Source organism: Pseudomonas fluorescens, from assembly GCF_012974785.1.
GTDB lineage: Bacteria > Pseudomonadota > Gammaproteobacteria > Pseudomonadales > Pseudomonadaceae > Aquipseudomonas > Aquipseudomonas fluorescens_BT.
On record NZ_CP027561.1, the window covers coordinates 1628753 to 1645193 of the forward strand.

The following is a 16441-nucleotide window of genomic DNA, read 5'->3' on the forward strand; positions in this document are numbered from 1 at the left end:
GATGATTCACCCCAAATTCCGGATCATCACTAGCGCTCGCGCATCGCCTCGGTCCGCGCCTTCAACACCGGTTTGAGCAGGTAATCCAGCACGCTTTTCTCCCCGGTAATGATGTCCACCGTCGCCACCATCCCCGGAATGATCAGCAGCGGTTTCACATCCCCGCCCAGGTGGTTTTTGTCGGTGCGCACCTGGATCAGGTAGAAGCTGTTGCCCTTGTCGTCGGTGATGGTGTCGGCACCGATCAGTTCAAGTTTGGCACTCAGCCCGCCGTAGATCGTGTAGTCGTAGGCGCTGAACTTGACCATGGCTTTCTGGCCCGGATGCAGGAACGCCACGTCCTGCGGCCGGACTTTGGCTTCGATCAGCAGGTTGTCTTCCAGCGGCACGATTTCCACCATGTCGCTGCCCGGCTGGACCACGCCGCCGATGGTGTTGACCTTCATCTGCTTGATCACCCCACGCACCGGCGAGGTCACGGTGGTGCGGCTGACACGGTCGTCGATGGCGATGCTCGAGGCGGTGATTTTCGACAGGTCGGTGCGTTTCTCGTTGAGCTCCTTGGCCGCCTCGGAACGGAAGGTCTGCTCCGATTCGTCGATCTTGCTTTTGATCTCGTTGATCGCCGATTCGGCCCGGGGAATGGCGAGCGTCGTGGCATTCAACGAGCCCCGAATTTCCACTGCGCTACGACGTAGACGGAGGATCTCCACGGGCGAAACCGCACCGGTTTTCACCAGCGGTTCCGACATGTTCATTTCCTGTTGCAGCAGCGCCAGGCTCGAACTGTATTGCCCCTGTTTCGACCGAAACTCGGCCAGCTCCTGCGCCTTCTGCCGCAGTTGTTCGCTGAGGGTGCGTTGCTCGCTGGCCAGCCGCCGTTGCCGCTGCTCGTACAGCGAGCGCTCGTCCTCGGCCACTTGCGGAGCCTTGGCAATCACCTCGTCAGAGAGCTTGAACGGCCGGCCCTCGGCTTCGGCGGACAAGCGTTCGACCTGCGCGGTCAGGGCATAACGATCGGCCTCGCTCTCTCCCTTGTTCGACAGAAACCGCGTGTCATCCAGCCGCAGCAAGGTGTCGCCCTTGCTGACCATCTGCCCTTCACGCACGAAGATCTCGGTGACGATCCCACCCTCGAGGTTCTGGATCACCTGAACCTTGCTCGACGGAATCGCCTTGCCTTCGCCCATGGTCACTTCCTGGAGCACGGCGAACTTGGCCCAGACCAGCGCACTGATCAGCAGCGCCGCGGCCAGCCACACGGTAATGCGCGACCAGCGCGGCGAATCCTGCAATGAGGCGCCGGCGGTTTCCGGCATGAATTCAGCCTCGGCGCTTTTGCCGAAACTGTCGAAATAACCGCGCTGTTTTGAAGAGGAGGAAGCAGACATGGGCAACTCCTAGACCGCCGCCGAGCCGACCCGGCCCTTGCGCAGTGCATCGATGACTGCTTCTTTCGGACCGTCGGCGACGATCCGGCCGTTGTCCAGCACCAGCAACCGGTCCACCAGGCTCAGCATCGAGGTGCGGTGGGTGACCAGCAGCAAGGTTTTGCCCTGCACCCAGCCGTGCAGCTTCTGGCGCAGGACGTCTTCGCTGCTGTTGTCCATGGCGCTGGTGGGTTCGTCGAGCAGCATGATCGGCGGGTCGAGCAATAGCGCCCGGGCCAGCAGAACGGCCTGGCGCTGACCGCCGGAGAGCAATTGCCCGCGCTCGCCCACCGGTCGGTCGAAGCCTTGCGGATGCTGCCGGGCAAGCTCGGTGACGCCGGTCAGTTCGGCCACTTCAAGCATGCGCGAATCGCTGATATAGCGGGCGCCGAGGGTCAGGTTGTCGCGCAGGCTGCCGGCCAGCAGCGGCAGGTCGTGGGCGACATAACCGATCTGCTGGCGCAGGTCGGCGACATCCAGTTGCCGCAGGTCGAGGCCGTCGAGCAGCAGTTGGCCTTCTTCCGGTTCGTAGAACCCCATCACCAGCCGCGCCAACGTGCTTTTGCCCGAGCCGCTGCGACCAATGATGCCGATCCGCTCGCCGGGTTTGACGCTGAAACTAACGTTGCTCAGGGCCGGTGCATTCTGGCCGTTGTAATGAAAAGTCACCGCATTGGCGTCCAGCGCACCTTGCAATTGCGTGCGCTCCAGCGGCTGCTGTTTGCCGTCACGCTCCTGGGGCAGGGCCATCAGCGCGTCGGTGCTTTTCATGGTCAGTTGCGCTTGCTGGTAGCGGGTGATCAGCCCGGCGATCTGGCCCAGTGGCGCGAGCACGCGGCTGCCGAGCATGTAACTGGCGACCAGCGCACCGACGCTGAGGTTGCCGGCGATGATGCTGTAGACCCCGGCGACGATGGTCGCCATCCCCGAGAACTGCTGGATGAACAACGTGCCGTTGGTGGCCAGCGCCGAGAGATTACGGGCGTGGCTGTCGAGGCGGGTGAGGGCGCCGTGGGTGCTCTCCCATTTGTGCTGGCGCTCGCTTTCGGCGCTGCAGGCCTTGAGGGTTTCCAGGCCGCCGAGGGTTTCGATCAGCAACGCCTGACGCTCGGCGCCGAGGCTCAGGCTTTTTTGTACGGTGTCGCGCAGGCGAACCTGAATGATCATCGCGAACACGATCGTGATCGGAAACGCCAGCAGCGGAATCACCACCAGCCAGCCACCGAGCAGGCCGATCACCACCAGCATCAACACCACGAAGGGCAGGTCGATCAGGCTGGTCAGGGTGACGGCGGTGAGAAATTCCCGCAGCCCCTGAAAATCGTGAATGCTCTGGGCAAATCCGCCGATGGTCGCCGGCCGGGCCTTCATCGCCATACCGGTGATGCGCTCGAATAAAGTCGCGGAAAGGATCACGTCGGTTTTCTTGCCGGCGGTGTCCAGCAGGTGCGCGCGCACCACCCGCAGCACCAGTTCGAACCCGGTGCCGATCAGCAGCCCGATGGCCAGCACCCACAGGGTTGACGTGGCCTGGTTCGGCACCACCCGGTCGTAGGTCTGCATCACGAACAGCGGCACCATCAGGCCCAGCAGGTTGATCAGGAAACTGGCGAGGATCGCGTCGCTGTACAGCCATTTCGACAGCTTCAGGGTATCGCGAAACCACGCCTGCACCCGTGGCACCAGCGGTGAACGCAGGTCTTCCAGTTCATGCCGTGGCCGGGCGAACAGGGCCTGCCCCGTATAGTGTTCAGCGAGTTCTTCGCGGCTGACCCACTGCTCGCCGCCGTCGGCCTCACTGGGCAGGATCAGCGCCTTGCCATCATCGGCAAAACGCCGCAGCACCGCCGTGCGCCCGTTGCCCAGCAGCAACAGCACCGGCAGGTTCAGCGGTGAAATGTCTTTGAGTTCCCGGCGCAGCAAGCGCGCCTGCAACCCGGCCCGGGCGGCGGCGCGGGGCAGCAGGTCCAGGCTCAGGCGTTGTTTGTCCAGGGGCAGCCCGGCACTCAGGCTGGCGCGACTGACCGTCGCGCCATGGAGTTTGCAGAGGATCAACAGACCGTCGAGTAACGGGTCATCGAAGCTCAGCCGCGGATCGATCCCGGATGTTCCGGGTTCCATGCTGGTCATATTGATCGCTCCCGTTGAACTGGCTCGGCTATCCACATCAACCCTGTGTTGATCGTTCCCACGCGGAGCGTGGGAACGATCAGATTGCGGCCTTCGGCAGCGCCTGCACGGGGCTTATTTCAGCTCGGGCAGACGTGCTTCGTTCTTCACCTCGGTAGCGGCAATCGCATCGGCGGGCAGTACCACCCGTTGTTTGCTCAGCAACTGACCCATGTTCGCCAGCACGCGGTACATCGAAAACTCCTCGGTGTAGCGGATTTCGGTGTAGCGGCGGTTGGCGTTGTACAGCTCGTTTTCACTGTCGAGCAGGTCAAGCAGGGTGCGTTGGCCGAGGCCGAACTGATCCTGATAGGCCGCGCGCACGCGCTTGGTGGTCTCGGCGTATTCGCGGGCGGTCGGGGTCTGTTTCTTGGCGTTGACCATGGCGTTCCAGGCCAGGTGAATGTTTTCGTTGAGCTGGCGCAGGGCGTTGTTGCGGATGTCCATGGCCTGGTTGATCTGGTGCGCGTCGGAGGCCAGGCGTGCCTTGTCGCTGCCCCCGCGGAACAGGTTGTAATTCATCACCACGCCGACCCGCCATTCGTTGTCGTGGCCCTCGTCACCCTGCACGTTGTTGTTGGCGCCGACCGCCGCTTCGGCATCGAAACGCGGGTAGAACGGCGACTTGGCGACTTCGTACTGGCTCTCGGCCGATTGCACGTCGGCCTGGGCGGATTTCAGATACGGGTTGTTCTCGACCATGCTCTGCTGGGCTTCGGGCAGGCTGGCGGGCAATTCACCACGGGTCGAGGCCGGTGCTTCCAGTTCATCGGGCATGCGCCCGACCACGGCGTAGAAATTCGATTCGGCGTCCGCCAGATCGACCTCGGCGGTGTCGAGGTTGTTCTGCGCCAACGCCTTACGGGCCACCGACTGGTCGGAGTCGGCAGTGCTGCCGATGCCGCGCTGGGTGCGCAGGCCGATCTGGTCATTGACCCGCAGGTGCGCCTGCAGATTGTTCCTGGCCAGGGTTACCAGTTCGCGGCGCTTGAGCACTTCGAGGTAAACCTCGATGGTACGCAGGGCCAGGTCCTGGGCGGTACCTTGCGCGTAATACGCGCGCGAATTGGACACGCCCTTGGTGCGCTCGACTTCGTTGGCGGTGTTGAAACCGTCGAACAGCATCTGCCGCAGACGCAGCTCGGACTGGGTGTAGTTGAGGATTGCGGTGTGGTGGTTACCGAGGGCCCGGGTGTTGGTGTTGTCGCTGTAGCCGCGCCCATAAGCAGCGTTCAGATCCACCGACGGATAGAAGCCACCCTTGGCGACTTTTACCTGTTCGTCGGCCGACAGTTTGGCGTCAACCCGCGACGCCAGTTCCGGGTGGGTCGCGATGGTGCTCTGAATGGCTTCGGTGAGGTTCATGGCCTGAGCTTGGGATGTGCAAGCCATGGCCAGCAAAACCGCACTGCAGAGGGGGGTTAGAACGCGCATGGGTGCATCTCCCTGAGTCCTGATGGTATTTCGCTGTCGCCAATTTATTGACGATATTTTTAGTGTTTAGCGTCTCATCGCTGTTACAACAGAGCTAAGAACATCTTGAAGCGTAGCTAAGAAAAATTTTTCATATGGCTTATGCCAAAAAAAACTTATGCGCTTCGCCGAATCCGGCACATTGTTCCATTCGAAAGCCTTTGTTTTATGCGCTTTAGGGAGTGCATGAAGGCTTGAGGAAAGTTCCATTCACTTTGCGACATACGGGCGAAGTACTGCTAAAGGGGAGGGACGCGTAGCGGTCAATGAGTGACAGTTTTTTGTCACTCGGGTGATTCACCACCGTTACGTAGCGCTAGTGGGCGTGCTGCATCGATCAGGGATTCCAAGTGCCTGAGGGCGCTGGAGTTTCTGAATGTGCACAACCTGCGAAACGAACTGTCGAGGTGCGAGCGTCGCCCCGACAACCCGCTTGAGCCATGGGCTGCTTCGCGAACCAGTGCCGACGGTGGTCGGCAGCGGAGGAAATGCACATGGCAACGCTCATCGGGATCGTCACCAAAGTCATTGGTCAGGTTTTCGCTCAATCGGCAGACGGAAGTCGGCGCCCATTGGTGGAAGGCGATCGGCTGTTTGCCGGGGATCAATTGATCACCGGGGCGGAGGGCGCGATTGCCGTCCATCTGCAAAACGGCCAGGAACTGACCCTGGGCCGGGACAGCAGCCTGACCCTGACCGGACAATTGCTGGCCAACCACGCACCCCATGTGGATGCCCCGGAAGCGCTGACCCCGAGCGATGCCCAACTCACCGACGTGGCCCAGATCCAGAAAGCCATTGCCGCCGGTGAGGACCCGACCAAATCCGCTGAAGCCACCGCCGCAGGCCCCGATGCCCCTGGTGATACCAATGGCGGCAAGGGTGGCGGCCACAGTTTTGTGCTGCTGACCGAAGTGGGTGGCCGGGTCGATCCGGTCATCGGTTTCCCCACGGCCGGTTTCGGTGGCATTCCCGAGTTTCCGGAAGAACGCCACAACGCGGTCATCGACAACGGCGACAACACGCCGGCGCCGGTCATCCCGCCACCGGTCAACAACCTTGTGACCCTCACAGGCCTTGATGTGCTCGGGGGCGAACTGACGCTCAACGAAGCCAATCTGCCGGATGGCTCCGCCGCCAATCCCGGCGCGCTGACCCAGGCCGGCAGCTTCAGCATTTCGGCGCCGGACGGGCTTTCCAGCCTGAGCATCGGTGGTATCAACGTAATCGTCGGCGGCGTGCCGGTCGGTTTCCCGCAATCGATCACCACGCAGCTGGGCAACACCCTGACCATCACCGGTTACAACCCGGCGAACGGCACGGTCAGCTACAGCTACACCCTCAACGGAAACGACACCCATCCTGCGGGCGACGGTGCCAACAGCCTAAGCGAACATTTCACGGTGATTGCGGGCGACAGCAACGGCGACACGGCGACCGGCTCGCTGGACGTCAACATCACCGATGACGTGCCCAAAGCCGTCGATGACAGCAATGCGAGCACGGCTTCGGAAACCCTGCTGACCCTGACCGGCAGCGTCCTGACCAACGACGTGCAAGGCGCCGACCGCATTCCTGCCGGCCCCAACAGCGGCCCGGTGGTCGCCGGTACGTTCACCGGGACCTATGGCACGCTGGTGCTGAATGCCAACGGCACCTACACCTACACGCTGAACACCAGCGACGCGGATTTCAAGGCGTTGCATGGTGGCGGCAATGGCACCGAAACCTTCACCTACACCCTGCATGACTCCGATGGTGATACCAGCACCGCGAACCTCGTGCTGCAGATTCACAACAACGACGATCCGGTGATCATCAACGGGTTGAACGTCGAAGGTAGCGAGCTGACGGTATTCGAGAAAAACCTCAGTACCGGCAGTGCGCCAGATGCCACTGCGCTGACCCAGAGCGGCACGTTTACCATCACTGCTTTGGATGGCGTTACCACGCTGACTGTCGGCGGAATCGCCGTGGTCACCAACGGCGTGGCCGCTGGCTTCCCGCAATCGGTCACGACTCCGCTGGGCAGTACGCTGACCATCACCGGGTTCAATGCCACGACCGGCGTCGTCAGTTACAGCTACACCCTGGTCGACAACGAAGCGCACCCGACTGCCAACGGCGCCAACGTACTGAATGAGCAGTTCGCTGTCACCGTGGTGGATGACAATGGCACCACCGCCAACGGTTCGCTGGACGTGAACATCGTCGACGACTTGCCAAAAGGCGTGGATGACAGCAACGCCGGCACCGCCTCGGAAACCAACCTCACGCTGACCGGCAACGTCCTGACCAACGATGTGCAAGGCGCTGACCGTGTACCGACTGGCCCGATCACTGCCGGCACTTTCACCGGGACTTACGGCACCTTGGTGCTGAATGCCAACGGCACCTACACCTACACCCTCAACACCAGTGACGCCGACTTCAAAGCCCTGCACGGTGGTGGCAATGGCACCGAGACCTTCACCTACACCATCACCGATGCCGATGGCGACACCAGCACCGCGAACCTGGTCCTGCAGATCCACAACAACGACGACCCGGTGGTCATCAACGGGTTGAACGTCGAGGGCGGTGAACTCACCGTCTACGAAAAAAACCTCGGCGACGGCAGCAGCCCCGATGCTCCAGCACTGACCCAAAGCGGCACCTTCACCATCACCGCGTTGGACGGCGTCACCACGCTGACCATTGGTGGAATCGCCGTGGTCACCAACGGTGTCGCCGCAGGCTTCCCGCAATCGGTCACGACTCCGCTGGGCAGTACGCTGACCATCACCGGGTTCAATGCCACGACCGGCGTCGTCAGTTACAGCTACACCCTGGTCGACAACGAAGCGCACCCGACTGCCAACGGCGCCAACGTACTGAATGAGCAGTTCGCTGTCACCGTGGTGGATGACAACGGCACCACCGCCAACGCCACGCTGGACGTAAATATCGTCGACGACCTGCCCAAAGGCGTGGACGACAGCAACGCCGGCACCGCCTCGGAAACCAACCTCACGCTGACTGGCAACGTCCTGACCAACGACGTGCAAGGCGCCGACCGTGTACCGACCGGCCCTAGCGCCGGCCCTATCACCGCCGGTACTTTCACCGGGACTTACGGCACATTGGTACTCAACGCCAACGGCACCTACACCTACACCCTCAATACCAGTGACGCCGATTTCAAAGCCCTGCACGGCGGTGGCAACGGCACGGAAACTTTCACCTACACCATCACCGATGCCGACGGTGACACCAGCACTGCGAACCTGGTCCTGCAGATCCACAACAATGACGATCCAGTGATCATCAACGGCCTGGACGTAAACGGCGGCGAACTCACCGTCTTCGAGAAAAACCTCAGCACCGGTAGTGCGCCAGATGCCACGGCTTTGACTCAGAGTGGCACGTTCACCATCACTGCGTTGGACGGTGTCACTACCCTGACCATCGGTGGTATCGCCGTCGTCACCAACGGTGTCGCCGCAGGCTTCCCGCAATCGGTGACCACGCCTTTGGGCAGCACGCTGACCATCACCGGCTTCAATGCCACGACCGGCGTCGTCAGCTATAGCTACACCCTGGTCGACAACGAGGCGCATCCGAACGCCAACGGCGCCAACGTGCTGAATGAGCAGTTCGCCGTGACCGTGGTCGATGACAACGGCACCACCGCCAACGCCACGCTGGACGTGAACATCGTCGACGACCTGCCCAAAGGCGTGGATGACAGCAACGCCGACACCGCCTCGGAAACCAACCTCACGCTGACCGGCAACGTCCTGACCAACGACGTGCAGGGCGCCGACCGCGTACCGACTGGCCCGATTACCGCCGGCACTTTCACCGGGGCTTACGGCACCTTGGTGCTGAACGCCAACGGTACTTACACCTACACGCTGAATACCAGCGATGCCGACTTCAAAGCCCTGCACGGCGGCGGCAACGGCACCGAGACCTTCACCTACACCATCACCGATGCCGACGGCGACACCAGCACCGCGAACCTCGTGCTGCAAATCCACAACAACGACGACCCGGTGGTCATCAACGGGTTGAACGTCGAGGGCGGTGAACTCACCGTCTACGAAAAAAACCTCGGCGACGGCAGCAGCCCCGATGCGCCAGCCCTGACCCAAAGCGGCACTTTCACCATCACCGCGCTGGATGGCGTCACCACGTTGACCATCGGCGGAATCGCCGTGGTCACCAACGGCGTGGCCGCTGGCTTCCCGCAATCAACCGTCACTCCGTTGGGCAGCACGCTGACCATCACCGGTTTCAACGCTGCAACCGGCGTCGTCAGCTACAGCTACACCCTGGTCGACAACGAGGCGCATCCGAACGCCAACGGCGCCAACGTGCTGAATGAGCAGTTCGCCGTGACCGTGGTCGACGACAACGGCACCACCGCCAACGCCACGCTGGACGTGAACATCGTCGACGACCTGCCCAAAGGCGTGGACGACAGCAACGCCGGCACCGCGTCGGAAACCAACCTGACGCTGACCGGCAACGTCCTGACCAACGATGTGCAAGGCGCCGACCGCGTACCTGTCGGAGAAAATGCCGGCCCGATTACCGCCGGCACTTTCGCCGGGACTTACGGCACCTTGGTGCTGAACGCCACCGGGACTTACACCTACACGCTGAACACCAGTGACGCCGATTTCAAAGCCCTGCACGGCGGTGGCAACGGCACCGAGACCTTCACCTACACCATCACCGATGCCGACGGCGACACCAGCACCGCGAACCTGGTCCTGCAGATCCACAACAATGACGATCCAGTGATCATCAACGGCCTGGACGTAAACGGCGGCGAACTCACCGTTTACGAAAAAAACCTCGGCGACGGCAGCAGCCCCGATGCTCCAGCCCTGACCCAAAGCGGCACCTTCACCATCACCGCGCTGGATGGCGTCACCACGTTGACCATCGGCGGAATCGCCGTGGTCACCAACGGCGTGGCCGCTGGCTTCCCGCAATCGGTGATCACGCCTTTGGGCAGCACGCTGACCATCACCGGCTTCAACGCTGCAACCGGCGTCGTCAGCTACAGCTACACCCTGGTCGACAACGAAGCTCACCCGACTGCTAACGGCGCCAACGTACTGAACGAGCAGTTCGCTGTCACCGTGGTGGATGACAACGGCACCACCGCCAACGGTTCGCTGGACGTGAACATCGTCGACGACTTGCCAAAAGGCGTGGACGACAGCAACGCCGGCACCGCGTCGGAAACCAACCTGACGCTGAGCGGCAACGTCCTGACCAACGACGTGCAAGGCGCTGACCGTGTACCGACTGGCCCTAGCGCCGGCCCTATCACCGCCGGTACTTTTACCGGGACTTACGGGACATTGGTGCTGAACGCCAACGGGACTTACACGTACACGCTGAATACCAGCGATGCCGATTTCAAAGCCCTGCACGGCGGTGGCAACGGCACCGAGACCTTCACCTACACCATCACCGATGCCGATGGCGACACCAGCAGCGCTAACCTCGTTCTGCAGATCCACAACAATGACGATCCAGTGATCATCAACGGCCTCGACGTGAACGGCGGCGAACTCATCGTTTACGAAAAAAATCTCGGCGACGGCAGCAGCCCCGATGCTCCAGCACTGACCCAAAGCGGCACGTTCACCATCACTGCGCTGGACGGCGTCACCACGTTGACCGTGGGTGGAATCGCCGTCGTCACCAACGGTGTCGCCGCAGGCTTCCCGCAATCGGTCACGACTCCGCTGGGCAGTACGCTGACCATCACCGGTTTCAACGCTGCAACCGGCGTCGTCAGCTACAGCTACACCCTGGTCGACAACGAGGCGCATCCGACTGCCAACGGCGCCAACGTGCTGAATGAGCAGTTCGCCGTGACCGTGGTCGACGACAACGGCACCACCGCCAACGCTTCGCTGGACGTGAACATCGTCGACGACCTGCCCAAAGGCTTGGATGACAGCAACGCCGGCACGGCGTCGGAAACCAACCTGACGCTGAGCGGCAACGTCCTGACCAACGACGTGCAGGGCGCTGACCGTGTACCGACTGGCCCGATCACTGCCGGCACTTTCACCGGGACTTACGGCACCTTGGTGCTGAACGCCAACGGGACTTACACGTACACGCTGAATACCAGCGATGCCGATTTCAAAGCCCTGCACGGTGGTGGCAATGGCACCGAGACCTTCACCTACACCATCACCGATGCCGATGGCGACACCAGCACCGCTAACCTCGTTCTGCAGATCCACAACAATGACGATCCAGTGATCATCAACGGCCTGGACGTAAACGGTGGCGAACTCACCGTCTACGAGAAAAACCTCAGCGACGGCACCAGCCCCAACACCCCGTCACTGACCCAGAGCGGCACCTTCACTGTGACTGCCCTCGACGGTCTGCAAACCCTCACCGTGGGCGGCATTGCCGTGATCACCAACGGTGTCGCGGCCGGCTTCCCGCAATCGGCGGTCACGCCGCTGGGCAGCACGTTGACCATCACCGGATACGACCCGGCCACGGGTGTGGTCAGCTACAGCTACACCCTGGTGGATAACGAAACCCATCCGACCGCCAACGGCGCCAACAGCATCACCGAGAACTTCAACGTGGTGGCGACCGATACCGATGGCAGCACCGCCACCGGGCAGATCAACGTCAACATCATCGACGACCTGCCGACCGCCAAGCCCGATGCCACGTCGGTGCAGGAGGGCGGCACCGTCAGCGGCAACGTGCTGGACAACGACATCGGCGGCGCCGACGGCCCGGCAGCGGGTGGCGCGGTAGTGGGCGTGCGCGCCGGTTCCGACACCTCGACCTCGGCCATCGGCGGCCTCAACAGCAACATCAACGGCACCTACGGCTACCTGACCCTCGACGCCAACGGCAACGCGGTCTATCACAGCAACCCGAATGCTGTGAGCGGTCCCGGCGCGGTGGACGTGTTCGTGTACACCGTGCGCGATTCCGACGGCGATGAAAGTACCACCACCATCACCATCGACGTTTCCAACAGCCAGCTGCGCGCGGTCAGCGACACCGACGTCACCGTGTACGAAAAAGCCCTCGACCTGAACAAGGACGGCCAGGATCTGGCCGCCGGTACAGTCACCGGCAGCGATCCGACCAGCACCGGGGAAACCGCGTCGGGCACGCTGGTTGGCTCGGTCACCGGCGCGGTCGGTGCAATCAGCTACGCGCTGGTCGGCAGCGCCACCGGCAACTACGGGCAGATCGTGCTCAACCCCAACGGCACCTACACTTACACCCTGACCTCACCGGCCAGCACCACCCCGCATGCCGATGACGGCGCCAACACCCTGACCGAAACCTTCACCTACCAGGCCACCGATTCACTGGGCAACGTCGTCACCAGCACTATCGTGGTCAACATCGTCGATGACGTGCCGAAGGCGATCAACGACAGCAACGCCAGCACCGCGTCGGAAACCCAGTTGACCCTCAACGGCAACGTGCTGACCAACGACGTGCAAGGCGCCGACGTGGTGGCGACCGGTCCGAATGCCGGCCCGATCACCCCCGGCACCTTCACCGGCACTTACGGCACTCTGGTGCTGAATGCCAACGGCACGTACACCTACACGCTGAACACCAACGATGCAGACTTCAAAAACCTGCACGGCGGTGGCAACGGCACCGAGACCTTCACCTACACCCTGACCGATGCCGACGGCGACACCAGCACCGCCAACCTGGTACTGAACATCCACAACAACGACGATCCGGTGGTCCTCAACGGCCTCGACGTGAATGGCGGCGAACTCACCGTCTACGAGAAAAACCTCAGCGACGGCACCAGCCCCGACACCCCGGCACTGACCCAGAGCGGCACCTTCACAGTCACCGCGCTCGACGGCCTGCAAACCCTGACCGTGGGCGGCATTGCCGTGATGACCAACGGCGTGGCCGCCGGCTTCCCGCAATCGACCGTCACCCCGCTGGGCAGCACGCTGACCATCACCGGTTACAACCCGACTACCGGCGTGGTCAGTTACAGCTACACCTTGGTGGATAACGAAACCCACCCGAACGCCAACGGCGCCAACAGCATCACCGAGAACTTCAACGTGGTGGCGACGGACACCGACGGCAGCACTGCGACCGGGCAGATCAACGTCAACATCATTGACGACCTGCCAACCGCCAAGGCCGACACCGGTTCGGTGGCGGAGGGCGGCACGGTCAACATCAGCGTGCTGGGCAATGACATCAGCGGCGCAGATGGCGCGGCGATCGTGGTCGGCGTGCGTGCCGGCAGCAACACCACGACTTCAGCCATCGGCGGCCTCAACAGCAACATCAATGGCACCTACGGTTACCTGACCCTGGATGCGGCGGGCAACGCGGTCTATCACAGCAACCCGAACTCGGTGAGCCCGCCGGGCGCTACCGACACCTTTACCTACACCATCCGCGACAGTGACGGCGATGAAAGCACCACCACCATCACCGTCAACGTCGCCGACAGCAAACTCGTGGCCTCGGTGGATCAGGACGTGACCGTCTACGAAAAGGCCCTCGACCTGACCCAGGACGGGCAAGACCTGGCCCCCGGCACGGTCATCGGCAGCGATCCGACCAATATCGGCGAAACCGCCACCGGCACGCTGGTCGGTGCGGTCACCGGCGGCAGCGGTTCGATCACCTACACCCTGGTCGGCAGCGCCACCGGCACTTACGGGCAGATCCTGCTCAATCCCGACGGCACGTACACCTACACCCTGACTTCGGCACCGAAAACCACGCCGAACGCCAACGACGGGCCGAACACCCTGAGCGAAAGTTTCACCTACAAGGCCACCGATGCGTTGGGCAACAGCACCACCAGCACCATCGTGGTCAACATCGTCGACGACGTGCCCAAGGCTGTGGCCTCGGATCGCTCGGTGGCGGCGGTGGAGATCGACTCCAACATCCTCATCGTGCTCGACATCTCCGGCAGTATGGCCGACGCCTCCGGCGTGCCGGGCCTGTCGCGGCTGGACCTGGCCAAGCAGGCAATCAGCGCCTTGCTCGACAAGTACGACGATCTGGGCGATGTGAAAGTGCAGCTCGTCACCTTCAGCAGCAACGCCACCGACCGCACTTCGGTATGGGTCGATGTGGCGACCGCCAAGACCCTGCTCGCCGGCCTCAGCGCCGGTGGTGGCACCAACTACGACGCGGCCGTGGCGACCATGCAGACCGCGTTCAACACCTCGGGCAAACTCACCGGGGCGCAGAACGTCGGCTACTTCTTCTCCGACGGCAAACCCACCACCGGCCAGGAAATCGGCACCGCCGACGAGACCGCGCTCAAAGCTTTCCTTGATGCCAACAACATCAAGAACTACGCAATCGGTCTCGGCAGTGGTGTAAGCAACGCCAACCTCGATCCGATCGCCTACGACGGTATCAGCCACACCAACACCAACGCGGTGGTGGTCACTGACCTCAATCAACTGAACTCGGTGCTCTCCGGCACCGTGGAGGGCGCGCCGGTCACTGGCTCGTTGCTGGGGGACAGTGGTTCATTCGGCGCCGATGGCGGTTTCATCAAATCCATCGTGGTCGACGGCACCACCTACACTTATGACCCGAAAGCCAATAGCGGCCAGGGTTCGCTGACTGCCAGCGGTGGCACCAACCACGGCACCTTCAACACGGTGAACAACACCCTGAGCATTGCCACCAACAACAGCGGCACGCTGGTGATCAACCTCGACACCGGCGACTACAGCTACACCTCGCAGAAAACCACGACGACGGTGATCACCGAGAACATCGGCTTCACCCTCAGCGACAACGACGGCGACCTCGCCAGCTCCACGCTGACGGTGAAAGTGATCCCGAATTCGCCGCCCGTGGCGGTGGACGACCACATCATCACCAACGTGCTGTCGAGCAATGTCGTGGTGCCGGGCGAGCTGCTGCTGGCCAACGATACGGATCCGGACGGCGATACCCTCAACGCCTCGCCAACCACCTTCAACACCGGCTGGGTCGCCAAGGGCGCGGACTTCACCGGCACTGGCGCGATCAGCTTCACCGGCACCAGCAACACCGCCGCCAACCAGAACCTGGCTGATGTGCGCAACGCCTTCGCGGCCAACACAGCGGCCATGACGGCAGTGCTGGTGGTCAGCGGCTACCTCGGCGCGGTGACCAACGCCAATGCCAACGATGAAGACCTCATCACCGTCAAACTGAAACAGGGCGAGACCCTCAACCTCGACCACAACCTGGCGGCCGGGCACATCACCATGGAGTATTCGGTGAACGGCGGGGCGTTCGTCAGCATCGCCGACGGCGGCACCATCACCGCCGGTGCCGATGGCACGTATCAGATCCACATAACCAACATCACCAACACCAGCGGCAGCAACACCAATGCTGCGGAAAACTATCAACTGACCATGACGGTCAACTACGCCGGGGCTCACGACGTCACCCCGGATTTCCACGGCTCCTACACCGCCAACGACAACCACGGCGGCAGCGACACCGCCAACGTGACCATCAGCTATCAGGACGGCCACACCCTCACCGGGACGTCCGGCGATGACGTGCTGGTGGCGGGCAGCGGCGACAACATCCTCAACGGCGGGGACGGCAACGACGTACTCACCGCAGGCTCCGGCAACAACGAGCTGCACGGCGGCGCCGGCAACGACTTGCTCTACAGTGGCCCGGGCAACGACCTCCTCGATGGCGGCACCGGTATCGACACGGTCAGCTATGCCCACGCGACGGCCGGTGTGACAGTCAACCTGAGCCTGCTCGGTGCGCAGAACACCCTCGGTGCAGGCATCGACACCATCAGCAATGTCGAAAACCTCGTCGGCTCGAACTTCAACGACACCCTCACCGGTGACAACAATAACAACGTGATCAACGGCGGCCTGGGCAACGACATCCTCAATGGCGGCGGGGGCGATGACCTGCTGATCGGCGGGATGGGTAACAACACCCTGACCGGCGGGCCGGGCGCCGACACCTTCCAGTGGCTCAAAGGCAACAGCGGCCACGACACCGTCACCGACTTCACCCCGGGCACCGACAAGCTCGACCTGTCGCAATTGCTGCAAGGTGAAAACGGCACCGCGGCGTCACTGGATGACTACCTGCACTTCACCGTTACCGGCAGCGGCGCCTCGGTCATGACCAGCATCGACGTCAGCGCCATGGCCGGCGCCACGCCGAACCAGACCATCGACCTGGCCGGCGTCAACCTCGCCAGTCACTATGGCGTGACACCGGGGGCGGGGGGCTTGATTGCCAGCGGGCACGACACGGCGACGATCATCAACGGCATGCTGAATGATCATTCGTTGAAGGTGGATACGGTGTGAGCTAAT

General features: G+C 62.4%; 4 protein-coding genes. 1 reads left to right on the forward strand and 3 read right to left on the reverse strand.

Features of this window, described 5'->3' with window-relative positions:
* Positions 1–29 precede the first annotated feature (29 nt).
* The 3 genes from C6Y56_RS07380 to C6Y56_RS07390 all read right to left on the reverse strand — a co-directional run bounded on the left by C6Y56_RS07380 (position 30) and on the right by C6Y56_RS07390 (position 5033).
* Positions 30–1391: an HlyD family type I secretion periplasmic adaptor subunit gene (locus tag C6Y56_RS07380; RefSeq protein WP_169429333.1), complete on the reverse strand. Its 1362-nt coding sequence runs from the start codon at positions 1389–1391 to the stop codon at positions 30–32.
* Positions 1392–1400: 9 nt separating this feature from the next.
* Complete coding sequence (locus C6Y56_RS07385) at positions 1401–3560, reverse strand: type I secretion system permease/ATPase (RefSeq protein WP_169429334.1); 2160 nt, start codon at positions 3558–3560, stop codon at positions 1401–1403.
* Between the two features lie 114 nt (positions 3561–3674).
* Complete coding sequence (locus tag C6Y56_RS07390) at positions 3675–5033, reverse strand: TolC family outer membrane protein (RefSeq protein ID WP_169429335.1); 1359 nt, start codon at positions 5031–5033, stop codon at positions 3675–3677.
* A gap of 533 nt (positions 5034–5566) precedes the next feature.
* On the opposite strand from C6Y56_RS07390, the gene C6Y56_RS07395 reads away from it, so the two are divergent.
* The gene (locus C6Y56_RS07395) at positions 5567–16435 is read left to right on the forward strand and encodes a retention module-containing protein (RefSeq protein ID WP_169429336.1); all 10869 of its coding nucleotides are present in this window, start codon (positions 5567–5569) and stop codon (positions 16433–16435) included.
* The last annotated feature ends 6 nt before the right edge of the window (positions 16436–16441 follow it).